This is a genomic window from Plantactinospora sp. BB1 (assembly GCF_003030385.1).
Taxonomy (GTDB): domain Bacteria; phylum Actinomycetota; class Actinomycetes; order Mycobacteriales; family Micromonosporaceae; genus Plantactinospora.
Map to the genome: position 1 here is coordinate 995,269 of NZ_CP028159.1, position 16,042 is coordinate 1,011,310.

A 16,042-nucleotide genomic window follows, 5' to 3' on the forward strand; every position below is an offset into this window, starting at 1 on the left:
GGGCCGGTCAGCCTGCCCGGCCGCCGGGCCGGTCGCCGTCGTCGGACGCGGCGGCGGCGTGGCTGCCGTGCAGCATCGCCTCGATCGCCTCCACCAACTGGTCCGCGCTCCGCAGCGGTACCGGAAAACGCAGCCGGACGTCGGAGTCGTGGCCCGGATGTTCCAGCCGGAGCACGATGCCGAACCGGTCCAGCGCCAGCGGACGGACCTGGCGTACCCCGTGCAGCCGGCGTGGCGGCACCAGCCTGGACAACCGCGCGAGCGTCTCGGGGTGGTGGTCGTTGAGATGGCAGAGCAGGTCGGCCTCGCTGTCGGCCAGCGGATCGGGCCGGGCGGCGGCGAACTCCGCCGGGTCGATCGGGATGGTCGTGTCGGCGGTGACCAGTTCGGCCGTGGCCGGCTCGAGTACGGCCGGCAGCTCCGCGTCGGCGGGGGCCTCGGCCACGGTCAACCAGCCGGTGAGGGTGGCGCGGGCCCGGATCCGGTCACGAATCGGGACGGGTGCCAGATCCGTCGCCTCGACCAGTGCCGCCAGCTCGCCCGACTGGCGCAGGTGCTGGGCGAGGCAGCTTGCCGGGGGCAGCTCGACGATCAACCGTCCGGATGCCAGGCGGTGCCGTCCGATCAGCTCCGCCCGGTGTCCGGGCGTACGCAGGCTCAGCGAGCCTGCCGCGACGAGCAGCGAGTGCAGGCGTTCGGCCGGGGTCGCGGCCGGTACGGGAGCGGGCTGGTTGCCAGACATGACGCCTCCAGTTAGGTTAGGCTCACCTTACACAGGAGAGATCACGGATGAACCAGACACGCCCCAAGGTCAGACGCTCCCGCGCCCTCGGCATCCCGCTCACGCCCAAGTGCGTGCGGTACTTCGAGAACCGCCCCTTCCCGCCCGGGCAACACGGCCGCGCGCGGCGCAAGGAGAGCGACTACAAGGTCCGACTGCTGGAGAAGCAGCGGCTCAAGGCGCAGTACGACCTGCGCGAGGGGCAACTGCGGCGTGCGTTCGACCGGGCGGCGCACCGCCCCGGCAAGACCGGTGAGGAACTCCTGATCGACCTGGAGACCCGGCTCGACGCACTCGTGCTGCGGGCCGGCTTCGCCCGGACCATCTACCAGGCCCGCCAGACCGTCACCCACCAGCACGTCACGGTCAACGGCCGGCGCGTCGACCGACCCTCCGCCCGGCTGCGCCCCGGCGATACCATCGCGATCGCCGAGCGGAGCCGCGAGAAGACGCCGTTCCTCGCCGCCGCGGCCGGCGCACACGCCCCGGCACGCCCCGCGCCCTACCTCGACGTCAACCTGGCGGGCCTGACCGCCCGCCTCGACCGGCTGCCGGTCCGCGCCGAGATACCCGTCGTCTGCGACGAGCAACTGATCGTCGAGTACTACTCACGCTGACCGGCTCCGGGCGGCGCAACGGGGGCGGCACCGAACGGTGCCACCCCCGTCACGGTTGTTGCTACCTGGCCGTACAGGTCAGGGTCGGTGCGGTGTTCGTGCCGTTCCAGGAACCGTTGAACCCGAAACTGGTGCTGCCGTTGGCGCTCAACGCGCCGTTGTGACCGGCGTTCGTGGCCGTCACCGATGACCCGGACGAGGTTATCGTCGCGTTCCACGAGTTGGTGATGCTCTGGCTGTTGGGCCAGGTCCAGCCCACCGTCCATCCGGAGATCGCGGCGTTGCCGGCCCGAACGGTGACCTGGGCGCCGAAGCCACCCGCCCACTCGTTCGTCTTTGCGTACGTCGCGGTACAGCCGCCGTTGCCCGACGGCGGCGGGGTGGTCGGCGGCGGAGTGGTCGGGGGCGGGTTCGTCGGCGGCGGGTTGGTCGGCGGCGGGTTGGTCGGGTCGCCGCCACCGCCGAAGATCACGTCACTGCACAGGTAGTACGGCTGGTCGAGGTGGCTCGCCTGCCAGATGGTGTAGACGACGTGCCGGCCGGTGCGGTTGCCCGCGTTCACCTGCGCCTCGTACAGCCCGGTGGTCGGGTAGCTGCCGGTACGCAGCACCAGGTCCAGGTTGCCCCAGGTGAGCGGCTGGCGGGTCGGGTCGAAGCCCTGCTTGGTGATGTAGATCAGCATGTAGTCGGCACCGTGCCGGGCCCCGTCGGTCAGCGTCAGCGTGAAGTTGTTCGGCATCGGCTTCGCGACCCAGGCGCCGACCGCGTCGAGCGAGGCGTACAGCCCGCCCTGGGTACGGCCGCCGCTACAGAGCTGCCCGTCCGGGACGGCGGCCTGGTGGTTGCCGCCGACGTTCTCCCGGAACAGGCCGTTCCAGTTCCACATCGTGTTCGGGTTGGCCTGCCAGGCCTGGGCGCACATCGGGTCGGTCTGTGCCATGTTGGGGTTGAGGTGATCGTCACCCCAGCGCTCCCAGCACCCGTAGTTCCGGGACGGCGGGTTGGTGACCGATCCGTGCGCCGAGGCCGGGCCGGCCTGGTTGATCACGACCATCGTGAGCCCGGTGACGAGTACGGCGACCGCACCGAAAATCAGACGGCGGGCTCTTCGTGCAGCTTTCATCTGTGCTCCAGCATTCCGTCGACGCCTGCGTCGCTCGACGGGATGCCCTGGCCCACGAGGAAACACGCGCCGACACCAACGTCAACGATCTCGGAACCGCAGGCAGGACTCGTGTGCTGCCCGCGGTGGCTGGGTGGCTCCCGCGGTGAGCGTACTGGACGTATCTAAATATGTGAATCTCATTGCGGGAGTTTCCCCGGCCGGCCGCCCGGGTGGGAACCGGTCGCGCGGGCTCCGGGGCTTGTCAGATCATCCCGGCGATGTGCAATATATTGCATGCCCGTCCCCAGCCACGCGCCCGCGATCGACCGTCGACTGCTGCGCGACGACGTCTACCACCGGCTCCGGGACGTCATCGTCGACGGCAGCCTCGCACCCGGCGAGCAGCTCCGCGACGTGGAACTCGCCGCCTGGCTCGGAGTCAGCCGTACCCCGGTCCGAGAGGCGCTGCTGCGACTGGCGGAAGCGGGGCTGGTCGTGGCCCGGCCGGGACGCTCCACGACGGTCAGTTCACTGGACCTGCGCGCCGTCCGGGACGCCCGCGACGTGGTCGCGGCAATGCACGAGCTGGCCGTACGCGAGGCGGTGGGCAGCCTGACCCGGGCCGACCTGGAGGCGATGCGCGAGGCCAACCACCGGTTCGGCGCCGCGATCGAGCAGGGCGACGTCGAGGCCGCCCTGCGGGCCGACGACGACCTGCACGCCGTCCCGGTGAGCGTCACCTCGAACCGGGCGCTGACCGCCGTCCTCGAACAGTTCACCCCGGTGCTGCGGCGAGCCGAACGGCTGCGCTTCTCCTCGCTCGCCGGCCGCGCCTCGCTCGACCGACACGACGAGCTGATCCGGCTCTGCGCCGCCGGAGACGCGGACCGGGCCGCAGCCGTCGCCTTCGACACCTGGCGCACCCTGCCGACCACCGAGGAGTGACGATGGCCCTCTCCGACTTCCCCCGCCACCGGCTGACCTTCGGGCCGAGCCCGGTCCACCCGCTGCCGCGCCTGACCGCCCACCTCGGGGGCGCGTCGATCTGGGCCAAGCGCGAGGACTGCAACGCGGGGCTCGCCTACGGCGGCAACAAGACCCGCAAGCTGGAGTACATCGTCCCGGACGCGCTGGCGCAGGGCGCCGACACGCTGGTGTCGATCGGCGGCTACCAGTCCAACCACACCCGGCAGGTCGCCGCCGTCGCCGCGTCGCTGGGGATGAAGGCGGTGCTGGTGCAGGAGAACTGGGTCGACTGGCCCGACTGCGTCAGCGACCGCGTCGGCAACATCATGTTGAGTCGGATCATGGGCGCCGAGGTCCGGCTCGACCCGGCCGGCTTCGGCATCGGGTTCAAGGACTCGTGGAAGCGCGCGATCGAGGACGTACGGGACCGTGGCGGCAGGCCGTACCCGATCCCGGCGGGCGCCTCCGACCACCGGCTCGGCGGCCTCGGGTTCGCGAACTGGGCGTACGAGGTCGAGCAGCAGGAGCGTGAACTCGGCGTCTTCTTCGACACCATCGTGGTCTGCGCCGTGACCGGCTCGACCCAGGCCGGCATGATCGCCGGGTTCGCCGCCGCCGAGCAGGCCGGTGCCCGGCCACGCCGGGTGATCGGGATCGACGCGAGCGCCAAGCTCGACGAGACCCGGGCCCAGGTCGCCCGGATCGCGCGGGCCACCGCGGAGTTGATCGGCGTCACCCGGCCGCTGCGCGACGACGAGATCACCGTCCTGCCCGGGTGGGCCGGCGACCGCTACGGGATCCCGGTGGAGTCCACCCTGGAGGCGATCCTGCTCACCGGCCAGCTCGAAGGCATGATCATCGACCCGGTCTACGAGGGCAAGTCGATGGCCGGGCTGATCGACCTCGTCACCAGCGGCGAGATCCCCGAGCAGTCCACCGTCCTCTACGCCCACCTGGGCGGCCAGCCGGCCCTGAACGCCTACAGCGGCCTGTTCACCCAGACCCGTCCGGTCACCCGCTGAGGCACCCGGGTCACGCCGGCCGGACAGACCGACAACCGTGGACGGCGGGTCGGTGGTGCCAGGAACCCCGGGCTGTCAGGATCACCGCCATGGGCATCACCCGCCGTACCCTGGTCAGCGCCGGTCTCGCCGCCGCCACCGCCACCCTCGCCGGCTGCGATCGCCCCGACGGCACCGCACCCGACGCGGCGTGGAGCGGCGGAGGCAACCGGACGCGTACGACCGGGAGCGGAAGCGCGGACGTCGCCGGTACCGCGCCGACCGGTACGCCGACCCCCGGCGGCGCCCCCGGCCCGGCGGGCGCGCCGGAACCGGTGCCCGGCAACCGCCTCGGGTACGCGGCGGAGGTGACCGCCCTGCTCAAGCGGCAGCTACCCGCCACCGCGAGCACCTTCCAGCACAGCGGCTTTCCCGGCGCGGTCGCCACGGTCCTGGTCCGAGGGGTCGCCACCGTGCACACGGCGGTCGGCGAGGCGCTGCGCTACGGCGCCGGGCCGAAGCTCCTGCCGGCCGGTCAACGGGTCCCGATGCGCCCCGACTCGATCTTCGACCTCGCCTCGGTCACCAAGGTCTACACCGCCATCCTGCTGCTCCAGCAGGTGGAGCGGGGCCGGGTCGACCTCGATGCCCCGGTCCGCCGCTACCTGCCGGGTTTCACCGGTACCGGCAAGGACAGCGTCACCGTCGAGATGCTGCTCACCCACACCAGTGGCCTCCCGGTCGGCGCCAAGGTCACCGGCCTGCCGGACAACACGGCCCGCTGGAACGCCGTGCTGAGCACCCCGCTGCTCGCCGGTGCGACACCCGGCGACACGTTCCGCTATTCCAGCGTCGGTCTGATGGTCGCCGGCAAGATCGTGGAGAAGGTCACCGGCCAGCGCCTCGACCAGGCCCTGAAGAGCAACCTCACCGGACCGCTCGGCCTGCGCGACACCGGCTTCGTCCCCAACACCTGGCTCTCGGCCACCGCCAGGGCCACCCGGCTGGTCGCCACCGACGCCCGATCCTCCCGAGGTCTGTTGCGCGGCACCGTGCACGACGACGTCGCCAACCACCTCGGCGGGATCGCCGGACACGCCGGCATCTTCGCCTCCGCCACCGACGTCGCCGCGATCGGCCAACTCCTGCTGGGCGGCGGCAGCTACCGGGGTACCCGGATCCTGGCCGCCGAGACCGTGGCCCGGATGCTGCGCAACCACAACGCCGGCAAACCGGCCGTCGACCCGGACCGCCCGCACCGCAGCTCCGCGCACGGCCTCGGCGTGGTCCTCGACCAGCCCTGGTTCATGGGCCGGCTCTCCTCCCCGCGCACCTTCGGCCACACCGGTTTCGCCGGCCCCTCGCTGCTGGTCGACCCCGCCCGCAAACTCGTGCTGGCCCTGCTCACCAACCGGGCCCACCCCAACTGGAGCTGGGCGGACCCCGATCCGGTACGCGCCGCCGTGGCGGACCTGCTCGCCCGGTCCGTGAGGTGATCGGCAGGTCCGTGAGGTGATCGGCGGGTCCGGCGCAACCCGGCCGGTACCCGCCAGCGCCCGGGACCGCCGCACGCCCACCGGACGCGACGCGGCGGCCACGGTACCCGGAGGTGCCGTGGCCGCCACGTGGTCGGGTCGGAGCCGTCGTCACCGCCGGGGCGGGATGGCGACGCCCTTGCGATAGTTCTTGCCCCGACCGTCCGGACGGTAGTTGTTCTCCACGTTGCCGGCCGCGTCCACCGAGAACCAGTGGATCCTGGTGCCGTACCGCACGGTCAGGGTCTCGCCGCCCTCTCGGATGCCGGCCGAGCCGTAGAGCGTGGACGAGTACGTCGGCTTGCGGCCGTCCAGGGTGTAGAAGACCGCTGCCGGCTCGCTCACCTCGAACCTGACGTCCACCATCCCGGGCGTGGCGCTGCGGGTGACCGAGAGGCCGCTCTCCGGCCGCCTGCGGTCGGTGTCGAAGTCCCGGGCCACCCGCATCAGCTCGACGAGTCCGTTGGCGAACTCCATCGTCTCGTCGTGCGCTTCGGCCCACTCCGGCTGGAACGAGGTGCCGACCTCGAAGTTCCAGGCGTAGATGCCGTACCTGTACCAGAGCATGTCGCCGGAGTTCCCGGCGGCCGAGTAGAGCACGTCGGAGATCGGGCCGGTACGGGCCGGCGTGACCGCCATGTTCCGGTGCCGCTTGATCGAGGTGAGGATCCGGGACGAGGCGCCCCAGAAGAACGACTCCTCGCCGAGGGTCGGCCGGGGTGCCGAGATCCGGCCCGGCGTCGCGTACGCGCCCGGCGACCACATGAAGTAGTTGCCGGAGGAGTGCAGGTTCATCGAGAACTTGATGTTCGGTCGGGAGGCGAGCCAGTCGAGGTTCCGGTTCTCCGGCTCGGACAGCTCGCCGGGTCCCGCGTAGGTGCCGCTGGTGCAGCTCGACGAGGCGCCCGAGTAGCCGTCGAAGAGGCTGTACTCGGTGTAGTTCCGGTTGTTGTCCACGCCCCAGGAGTTGCGGCCGAGAGCGTCCGCCGACCCGGTCTGCGGGCAGTGGTTCGTCATGTTCTTGCGCTGCGAGTTGAAGTCGTAGAACGAGTAGTGCCCGCCGTCGGGGTTGATCGACGGCGCGATCCAGATGTCGAGGTTGTCGAGCAGGTCCCTGGTCTTGCGGTCGTGACCGTAGTTGCGCAGCAGCCGTTCGGCGGTCTCGATCGTGACCAGCGGCGGCACCCACTCCCGGGCGTGCTCCTGGGCGTACGCGAGGACACCCAGTTTCCTGGTGCTGCGGTCCTTGCCGATCCTGATCGCGTACACCGGATGCGGGTCACGCGAGACGCTGGCCGGCGCGCTCAGCCCGTCGGTCAGCGGCGTCGAGGCGGCCGGCGCGACCACACCGGCGCCGGTGTCGCCCCGGTAGGTGTAGGCGACGACGAGCGATCCGGCGGTGGCGTTCAACGCCGCGACGACCTCGGCGGCGGTGCTGGTGACCGCGCCGGAGGCGTCGGTGCCGAGGCTGACCCGGATGGCGTTGCCGGTCACCTGCACCGACAGCGTCTGGTCGGCGGCGCCGGGGTCGGCGAACTCGACGGTGATGTCGTTGCCGCCCTCGTGTCCCCACGCCTTGGAGTCGACCGCGACCCGGCTCGGGTTCGCGCTGCCGAGCACCGCCTGCGCCTTACGCCGGTAGCCGTTCGTCTTGTACGGCAACTCGACGATCTCGGCCAGCCTCGGGTACTGCTCGGCGAGCTGGTGGATCCGGTCGTAGAGTTCGGTCGGGGTCAGGTAGCTGGAGACGAAGTCCTTCTGGTAGCCGGGGCCTTCCGGGTTCTCCCTCGGGATGGGCAGCCACTGGTTCACCTTGGCCACCGCCACGTCGCCGCTCGGGCTGGTGATCTGGATGTAGTTCGGCCGGGCCGTCACCGTCGAGGCGCCACGGTGGTAGAGGTACACCCCGGCGTCCACGAAGCGGGCGATGGTCTGGGTGCCGCCGGAGCCCATCGGCGTACCGGGGCCGCTGTCCCGGGTGACGGTGAGGACGTCGGTGGCGGTCTGCCCCTGCGCCCACTTCGCCTCCACCGACAGCACCTGGTCGGTGCCGGAGGTGTAGTAGTCGGCCCGGATGATTTTGACGTCGGCGGGCGCCTGGGCGCCCCGGCGGGACTGGGTCTCGCGCAGCGCCTCGTTCTCGGCCGTGTGGGCCGCGATGGTCGCCTCGCGCTCGGCGATCCGGCGGGCCGAGTCGGCGGGGGTGAAGAGTACGTCGCCGAGCCGGTAGCCGCCGGCCCGCAGCGTGGCGACCTCGTTCGGGGTGACGACGGCGTGCACCACGATGCCGCTCGCGGTGCGGCTCACGTGGTGGTCGAGGTCGACGCCGGTGGCGACCAGCCTGTCCAGCTCACCGCTGTCGGCGAGCAGGACCTCCACGACGCTCGCCGCCTCGCCCGCGAGCCGGCCGAGATCGAGGTGTTCGCGGGTGTCGGAACCGGCTGGGGTCGGGGTCGGCGCGCCAGCCGTGGCCGGGCTGACCAGGAGCAGGCCGGCGAGGGCGGCCGACGCGGCGACGAGGACGCGGCGACGCCAGCCGGAGCCAGGAAGATCTGACATGGCGTTGCAACCTTTCTGCGCAGTTCTCCCCTTGCGGGGCCGGCCGTCGGGGACTCGACGGGCCGCTGGATGACACGCAGGATGCAACAGCCACCTGGAGCGGCGGCGCTCGTTGCCTACTGCCCGGGCTGGATAATCTTGAAGCCGTCGTGATCGTTCTGTCAATCACCGACCACAGAGGAACGGTTACGCTCCGTCAGCTCGCTCAGCACCGGCCCGGCTGGGCAACGTTCCGGAAAAACTGAACCGGCCCAGGACGATGTCCTGGGCCGGGTCAGACTCGACTGTCGGTCTTGCCGATCAGGCGATGTTGATGTCGCTGCACCACATGTAGGCCTGGTCGAGGTGCGACGCCTGCCAGATCACGAAGAGGATGTGGTGTCCCGTGCGTCCCGAGGTCGAGACGTTGAACGAGATGTTCTGGGCGGGCGCGTACCGGCCGGTCGTGGTGATCAGGTCGAGGTTCCCCCAACCGAGGCGCTGGGTGGCCGGGTTGAACCCCTGCTTGGTGACGTAGACCCGGAAGTAGTCAGCGCCGTGGCTGGCCTGGTCGTAGAGCTGGACGGTGAAGCTGCGGCCGACGTTGGTCGTCTTCCACGCTCCGGGCTGGTTCAGGCTGTTGTTCCTGGAGAGGCCGTTGCTGCACAGCTGGCCGTCCGGGGTACTGCCCTGGAAGTTGGCGCGCAGACCGTCCCGCAGCGCGCTCATCCAGTTCCACATGGTGTCGGGGTTGGCCTGGAACGCCTGGTAGCACATCGGGTCCTGTTGCTGCATGGCCGGGTTGGTGTGGTTGCTTCCCCAGGCCTGCCAGCACTTGTAGGCGCGAGATGCCGGGTTGACGATGGTGCCGTGAGCTTGGGCCGCTCCGGTCCAGGCCAGCGAGCCGGCCACCATGGCGAGCACCAGGACGAGCGCTCGGAGGGACTGGTGGGCGGCGGACCGGGGTCGCCGGCCAGACTGGTCGTGGTGGTGTGAACGCACTGTGCATCCTCCTTCATCGGCGCTCAAGATCCGTCTGGGAGCGCTTCCAGAAGTATTACAGCTACGAAACGAAATATCAACGATCGTCTATTAGTGCCGCCGGGAGTCCAGTTCGCCGGAGTCGCCGCTAGTGCAGCCTAGTTTGTTGAGTTGCGACGGTCTGTGGCGATCCGGCGAGCAGCGACGCTGCCAGACATAACCCCAGGTCACAGCCGACTACCACCATCGCCGGAGCACCTGGACCCGACCCCGCGCGAGGAAAATCCCGACGCGGCGACCATCCGACCGTACCCTCCCGGCCGCTGCCGCGCTCGGCTGGCCGAGCCTCGTCTGCTACCCACGGTCACCCCTGGGGGCGGGACGTGCGCCGGAACTCGTACTGCCGCTGGAGTGCACCGTACTGCACGAACCGGTGCTGGAGCGTCGCGCCGTTGCGCTCCAGGAGCCTCGTCGATCGCTCGTTGGCGTCCTGGGTCACCGCAATGAGGATCTCCTCTTCCATGTGCGAAAAGAACCATTCGACCAGGGCGTTGATCGTCGCCGATGCCAGGCCGCCACCCCCGAACGACGGCCGCAATTGATAGGAGATCTCCCACTGTCCCCAGGCTGCATCGAGATGCGCCGATCTGCGGCGTCCGGGATGGCGAGCGGGGTTATGCTCGCCGCAAAATCCTCCGGAGGGCAGGGGCGCGGATGCGGGTCGGGATCTCCGGGACACACGGGACCGGGAAGACGACGCTGGTCGAGGCACTGTGCGCGCACCTAGCGGGGCACGTCGCGGCGGACGAGCCGTACTACCTGCTGGAGGAGGAAGGATACGAGTTCCAGTTTCCACCGTCGCTGGAGGACTATCGGGCGCTGCTGGTCCGTTCGGTGCGGAGCCTGCGCTCGTCGTCGCCGTCGCCGTCGCCGCCGCCGTCGGGGATGATCTTCGATCGGACGCCGTTGGACTACCTCGCATACCTGGCCGCGACCGGCGCCGACCCCTCGGAGGAGGCCGACGTCAGCACGCTCCGGCCGGCCTTCGCGAGCCTCGATCTGCTGGTCGTCACGGTCGTCACGCCCGAGACGGAAGAGGTACTGCCGGCGGCGGAGTTGCCCGGCCTGCGTTCTCGGATGAACGACGCGCTGCTGGAACTGGCCTACGACGATCCGCTGGATGCCTGGGCGGAGACACCGATCCTGGAGCTGACCGGACCGCTCGACGGTCGACTGAATGTGGTCCTCGCCGCCCTCGGCCAGGCCCGGCGACCGAGTCCGGACCGGGTGTAGCGGAAGGCTGGGACCAGCGGCAACGCCCCGGAAAATCGGCCGGCGGGGTCACGCCGGCTCGGCGAATCCAGCGGCCTCCCGTCGGCGTACGGTCCGGGTCGGCGGGCGCGGCAGGTGCCGGTGCGGTGGATGCTCCGGCCGGTACCGGGACAGCTGGCCCAGCTCGCTCGGAAGCCTGCGGTGCAGGATCGCCCGGTGCAGGGCGGTCAGCTCGTCGCCCGGCTCCATCCCGTACCCGGTGATCAGTGCGACCCGCGCGCTCCGGTAGGCGGCGAGCGCCCCCGCCAGGTCGCCACCGCGGTAACAGGCGACCATGAGCTGCGCCCAGGCGCGCTCTCGGTGCGGATGGTCGCCGAGAAACTCGTGCAGCATCGCCCGAGCCGCCTCGTACTCTCCCGTCCGGACCAGCAGGTCCGCGTACTCCTCGGTGGCGGCGAACCGCTCCGCCTCCAGTACGGCGGCGCGGGCGGCCAGCGGGCCACCCTGCGGCACGTCCTGCAACGGCGCTCCCCGCCAGTACCCGACGGCGCGGCGCAGGTGTCCGCCCGCCCCCGCCAGATCACCGGCCTGGGCCGCGCGCCGCCCCTGCGCCAGCGCGGCCTGGAAGCTGGTCACGTCGAGGGTGAACCGGACCCGGGCCGGCGGGACGATCCGCCAACCAGAATCGTCACGTACCAGGTCGGCGCGGTCGGCCAGCCACGCCCGCAGCCCGGACAGGTAGGTGCGCAGGTTGGCCGGTGCCGATCGTGGTGCCGCCCGGCCCCACAGTTCGGCCGCCAACCTGGTACGCGACACGGCGCCGCCGTCGAGCAGCATCAGGGCGAGGATGCGGCGCCGGTTGCCGACCGGCGCCGTAACCGGCTCCCCGTCCTGACGGATGTCCAACGGCCCCAACAGTCCGACCGCGAGTTCCACCGCGACCGCTCCCTCCCCCGTTGCCGCAGAGCACCGTCCGTTCAGGATCACACGGGGGGCGTGGAAGAAGCGTGGAAGGGACGTGGAGCCGCCCCGATAACATCAACAAGTTCCACTGCCGGGCCGAGAAGCCGTCGAAGTGCGAGGTCGCGATGCTGTTGGTTTCGGTGCTGGGACCGCTGCGGGTGCTGCGCGACGGCGTCCCGGTCCGGCTCGGGCCGCGACAGGTCGAGGTGCTGTCGATCCTGCTGCTCAACCGGGGTACGTCGGTGCCGGCCAACCGGATGGTGAACCTGCTCTGGGGCGACGCGGTTCCGCCCGGCGCGCCGGCCACGCTGCGCAGCCACGTGTCGCACGTACGCCGGGCGCTGCGGGCGGACTCCCCCGGCGCCGCCGGCATCATCGGTGGCGCCGGCAACGCCTCCGGCCGGGGGTACCGGCTGGACCTGGCTCCGGAGCGGATCGACGCACACCGGTTCGAGCAGGAGTACGCCCGGGCCCGGCAGCTCCTGCGGGCGAACGACACCGAGGCGACGACCCGGGCGGTGGCCGTACTGCACGACGCCCTGGGACTCTGGCGTGGCCCGGCCTTCGCCGACGTGGCCGACCGGCCGTTCGCGCTGAACGAGGTCGCCCGACTCGACGCACTGCACCGCTCGGCCCGGCTCGCCCACGCCGAGGCGCTCGCCTCGCTCGGCCGGTACGGCGAGGTGGTCATCGAGCTCTCCGGTGTGGTGGCCGAGGAGCCGTACGACGAGGGGTCGCGCCGGCTGCTCGCCGTCGCCCTCTATGCCGAGCAGCGGGTCGACGAGGCCGCCCAGCTCTGCCGGGCCGGTCTGCTCCTGCTGCACCAGCGCGGCATCGACGCTCCGGGCCTCCAGGAGTTGCAGCGTCAGATCCTGCGGCGTGACGTGCCGCTGCACCGACCGCCGCACCGACGGCCGGGCAGCGCCGCCGGCACCGCTCCGCCGGTCCGGGACCCCGCCGCGAGCGGACCGTCGCCGACCTCCGCCACCGCGCCGGCTCCGGCCACCGGGCCAGCGCCGGTCGCCGGGCCAGCTCCGGCCACCGGGTCCGTTTCGCCGAATCGACCGGATCGCCGGGGCGCAGCCGGCGCAGCCGAGACCGACGGACGGGGGCCGGCCGGGTCGGTCGCGCCGCATCTGCTGCCGCCGGACCCGGCCCGCTTCGTCGGCCGCGAGGCGGAACTCGACGACATCCGGCGCCGGCTCGACGACCTGACCGACCGGGCCGAGATCATCGTCATCACCGGGCCGCCGGGGGTGGGCAAGTCCAGCCTGGCGATCCGGGCCGGGCACGCGGTGACGGAGCGGTTTCCCGACGGCCAGTTGTACGTCAACCTGCGCGGCTTCGACCAGACCGGCTCGGCGCTCGGCCCCGGTGAGGCGATCCGGGGTTTCCTCGACGCGCTCGGCGTACCGCAGCAGCAGTTTCCGGTCACCGAGGCGGCCCAGGCCGGCCTCTACCGGGCGAGGCTGGCCGGCCGGCGGATGCTGGTGGTGCTGGACAACGCCCGCGACGCCGACCAGGTACGCCCGCTGCTCGTCGGGTCGCCGGGCTGCGCCGTACTCGTCACCAGCCGCAACCAGCTCGCCGACCTGGTCGCCGCCGAGGGAGCGCATCCGCTCGGCCTGGATCTGCTCTCCGAACCGGAGGCCCGGCGGTTGCTGGCCCGTCGCCTCGGCGACCGGCGGGTGGCCGACGAACCGGTGGCGGTGGCGGAGATCGTCAGCCGGTGCAGCCGGCTCCCGCTGGCGCTGGCGATCGTGGCCGCCCGGGCGGCCGGCAACCCGCGCTTCCCGCTCGAATCCTTCGCCGACGAGCTGCGCCACGCCGACCAGGGTCTGGACGGGTTCCGGGCGGCCAGTCCGGCCACCAACATCCGTACCGTCTTCTCCTGGTCCTACCACACCCTCAGCCCGGCGGCGGCCCGGCTGTTCCGGCTGCTCGCCCTGACGCCCGGCCCCAGCATCACCGCGCCGGCCGCGGCGAGTCTCGCCGCCGAGCCAGTCGACCGGCTCCGACCGGTCCTCGCCGAGCTGGCCGCCGCGCACCTGGTCGCCGAGGTGGCCCCCGGCCGGTACGCCTGGCACGACCTGCTGCGGGCGTACGCCGTCGAGCTGGCCGGCGGCGACCCGGCGGAGGAACGACGGGCCGCCGAACGCCGGCTGCTCGACCACTACCTGCACACGGCCCGCGCCGCCGACCGGCTGATCTGGCCGCAGCGGGACCCGATCGCCATCGCGCCACCCGGCGACGGGGTGGCCCCCGAGCGGCTCGCCGATCAGCAGTCGGCGCTGGCCTGGTTCGCCGCCGAGCACGCCGTACTGCTGGACGTGGTGGCCCGGGCGGTCGACACCGGATCCGACGCCCCCGCCTGGCAGCTCGCCTGGACGCTGGTGAACTTCTTCGACCATCGTGGACACTGGGACGACTGGTTGGCCACCGTCGGCCGGGTGATGCCGGCGCTCGACCGCCTCGGTGACCGGTCCGCCCAGGCGCACGCGCACCGGCTCCTCGGTGCCGCGTACGTGCGGTTGCAGCGCCACGACGACGCGCGGGCGGCGTACCGGCGGGCCCTGGACCTCTTCGGCGAACTCGGTGACACCGTCGGCGAAGCCTTCACCCACCGCAGCCTGGGCTGGCTGGCCGAACGGCAGGGCGATCCGGCGGGCGCGCTCCGCAGCGACCTGCGGGCGCTGCGGTTGTTCCAGCAGGTGGGTCACCTGGACGGGCAGGCCAGCGCGCTCAACTCGGTCGGCTGGTGTCAGGCGTTGCTGGGCCGGCACCGCGAGGCGATCGAGCACTGCGAGCAGGCGCTGCTGCTGCATCGCAAAAACGGCAACCGGGGCGGCGAGGCCAGTGCGCTGGACAGCCTCGGCTACGCCCACCACCTCCTCGGCGACCACGGCGCGGCGATCGGCTATCTGCGGCAGGCGGTCGCGCTGTGCCGGGAACTCGGCCAGTGGACGCAGGAGGCGGAATCCCTGCACCGCCTCGGTGACGCCCAGTACGCCACCGGAGCCGTACCCGAAGCCAGGGTGGCCTGGCGGGCGGCGCTCGCCGTTCTCGACCGCCTCGGCCGTCCGGAGGCCGAGACGGTCCGGCACAAGCTCGACCGCGAACCTTTTCGGCGGGAGCCGTAGCGGATTCCACTGCTCAACTTGATGAGGAAAAGCATCCATTGATGTTGGTCGAAGCATTGCCGAAAAGGTTTTCGTCCGTCATGGTGTGATGTGAGACCCGCGACCGCGCATCCGGACCGCCGGGTGCCGACAGCGCCCCGACGACGACACAGCCCGGTGACCGCCCCCATCGGACCGTCTCGTCGCCGGTGCCCGGTCGCTGCCTCCAGGACGCCGGGGAGTGTCGAGGCAGATCTGCCACACCGTCCCGCCTCCGCCACCTCCGGCCCGGACAACGGAAGGACGAACGAGATGGCAACCGAACAGAGGCGACCACCGACGCGGTCGAGACGCCGTGGCTGGCGCATCGGCCTGGCGATCGGCGTGGTGGTGGCGACCGTCCTCGCCGCGGCCACCGTCGCACCGCCGGCCGCGTCCGCCGCCCCGCCGAACGGGACCGTACGCGTCTTCTGGCTCAAGCCCGCCGACGTGGCGTACGACCAGCGCTATCCGGACGGCATCGCCAACGTGATGCGCGAGGCGCAACGGTACTACCGGCAGGAGCTGGGCCGGACGTTCCGGCTCAACGACCCGGTGGTCGAGGTCGTCACCGGCGACCAGCTGCGCACCTGGTACGAGAACACCCCGGCCTGCGGCGCGAAATACTGGTGGACCGTCTGCAATATGCAGGCCGAGCTCAGGCGCAAGTTCGGGCTCGGCGCACCCGACAGCCGCTGGATCAACGTCGGCGAGATCAGCGCCGAGGGTGAGGGCGCCGGAGGCGGCGGCGGCAACGGCTGGGTCATCCTCAGCGGCCACGACGCCGACGGGGCGGCGGGCATCAACGGCAACATGAACCGCTGGTACGGCGGCATGGTGCACGAACTCGGCCACGCCCTGGGCCTGCCGGACTCCACCTACACCGACGGCACACCGATGTCGGCGTCCTTCTACAACTACCCGAACACCCACTTCAGCCAGGCGCAGAAGGACAGAATCCTCAACGGACGGTACGGCTCCTTCCTCTCCTGAGAACGGGGATCGAGACGGTACGCGGGCGGTGCCGCCGCCCCGAGCGGCCGAAGCCCGACGCGCCGCTCATCGACGAGGTGAAGCCGATCCGCAGAGCCGACGCACGTCACGAGCCCGCCCCCGGTCCGATCC

At 71.6% G+C, this 16,042-nt stretch carries 13 protein-coding genes; 7 read left to right on the forward strand and 6 right to left on the reverse strand.

What is annotated here, in order from left to right; translation table 11 throughout:
• Nucleotides 1-7 precede the first annotated feature (7 nt).
• Nucleotides 8-742, reverse strand: a complete 735-nt coding sequence (locus C6W10_RS04310) for a DUF2470 domain-containing protein (RefSeq protein WP_107256721.1) — start codon at nt 740-742, stop codon at nt 8-10.
• A gap of 47 nt (nt 743-789) precedes the next feature.
• Between C6W10_RS04310 and rpsD the strand changes: the two genes are divergently transcribed.
• On the forward strand, nt 790-1,398 hold the full coding sequence (rpsD, locus tag C6W10_RS04315; protein ID WP_107256723.1) for a 30S ribosomal protein S4: 609 nt from the start codon (nt 790-792) through the stop codon (nt 1,396-1,398).
• Between the two features lie 61 nt (nt 1,399-1,459).
• Here the strand turns inward: rpsD and C6W10_RS04320 are convergent, their stop codons facing one another.
• Entirely contained in the window at nt 1,460-2,521 is a 1,062-nt protein-coding gene (locus C6W10_RS04320; protein ID WP_107256725.1) for a lytic polysaccharide monooxygenase, read from the reverse strand.
• 276 nt (nt 2,522-2,797) lie between these two features.
• Between C6W10_RS04320 and C6W10_RS04325 the strand changes: the two genes are divergently transcribed.
• From C6W10_RS04325 to C6W10_RS04335, 3 genes are all read left to right on the forward strand, one after another.
• Nucleotides 2,798-3,448 carry a GntR family transcriptional regulator gene (locus C6W10_RS04325; protein ID WP_107256726.1) on the forward strand — a complete coding sequence of 217 codons (651 nt, stop codon included), beginning with the start codon at nt 2,798-2,800 and terminating at the stop codon, nt 3,446-3,448.
• A gap of 2 nt (nt 3,449-3,450) precedes the next feature.
• Entirely contained in the window at nt 3,451-4,491 is a 1,041-nt protein-coding gene (locus C6W10_RS04330; protein ID WP_107256728.1) for a 1-aminocyclopropane-1-carboxylate deaminase, read from the forward strand.
• Nucleotides 4,492-4,580: 89 nt separating this feature from the next.
• Nucleotides 4,581-5,966, forward strand: coding sequence for a serine hydrolase (locus tag C6W10_RS04335; RefSeq protein ID WP_107256730.1), 1,386 nt, complete (start codon nt 4,581-4,583; stop codon nt 5,964-5,966).
• Nucleotides 5,967-6,116: 150 nt separating this feature from the next.
• On the opposite strand, the gene C6W10_RS04340 is transcribed toward C6W10_RS04335, so the two are convergent.
• The 3 genes from C6W10_RS04340 to C6W10_RS04350 all read right to left on the reverse strand — a co-directional run bounded on the left by C6W10_RS04340 (nt 6,117) and on the right by C6W10_RS04350 (nt 10,296).
• Entirely contained in the window at nt 6,117-8,564 is a 2,448-nt protein-coding gene (locus C6W10_RS04340) for a M14 family metallopeptidase (protein WP_107256731.1), read from the reverse strand.
• A 300-nt stretch (nt 8,565-8,864) separates the two neighbouring features.
• Complete coding sequence (locus tag C6W10_RS04345; RefSeq protein WP_199853287.1) at nt 8,865-9,545, reverse strand: lytic polysaccharide monooxygenase; 681 nt, start codon at nt 9,543-9,545, stop codon at nt 8,865-8,867.
• A gap of 343 nt (nt 9,546-9,888) precedes the next feature.
• Complete coding sequence (locus C6W10_RS04350; RefSeq protein ID WP_107263653.1) at nt 9,889-10,296, reverse strand: GNAT family N-acetyltransferase; 408 nt, start codon at nt 10,294-10,296, stop codon at nt 9,889-9,891.
• Between C6W10_RS04350 and C6W10_RS04355 the strand changes: the two genes are divergently transcribed.
• On the forward strand, nt 10,239-10,817 hold the full coding sequence (locus tag C6W10_RS04355; RefSeq protein ID WP_107256733.1) for an AAA family ATPase: 579 nt from the start codon (nt 10,239-10,241) through the stop codon (nt 10,815-10,817). The genes C6W10_RS04350 and C6W10_RS04355 overlap by 58 nt on opposite strands.
• A 48-nt stretch (nt 10,818-10,865) precedes the next feature.
• Here the strand turns inward: C6W10_RS04355 and C6W10_RS04360 are convergent, their stop codons facing one another.
• A complete protein-coding gene (locus C6W10_RS04360) occupies nt 10,866-11,732 on the reverse strand; it encodes an AfsR/SARP family transcriptional regulator (RefSeq protein ID WP_107256735.1) in 867 nt (288 codons plus the stop codon).
• A gap of 71 nt (nt 11,733-11,803) precedes the next feature.
• Between C6W10_RS04360 and C6W10_RS04365 the strand changes: the two genes are divergently transcribed.
• Nucleotides 11,804-14,899, forward strand: coding sequence for a tetratricopeptide repeat protein (locus C6W10_RS04365; RefSeq protein WP_159104459.1), 3,096 nt, complete (start codon nt 11,804-11,806; stop codon nt 14,897-14,899).
• 291 nt (nt 14,900-15,190) lie between these two features.
• Nucleotides 15,191-15,910 (forward strand): hypothetical protein, encoded by a 720-nt coding sequence (locus C6W10_RS04370; RefSeq protein ID WP_234359390.1) that lies wholly within the window; start codon nt 15,191-15,193, stop codon nt 15,908-15,910.
• Nucleotides 15,911-16,042: the final 132 nt, after the last annotated feature.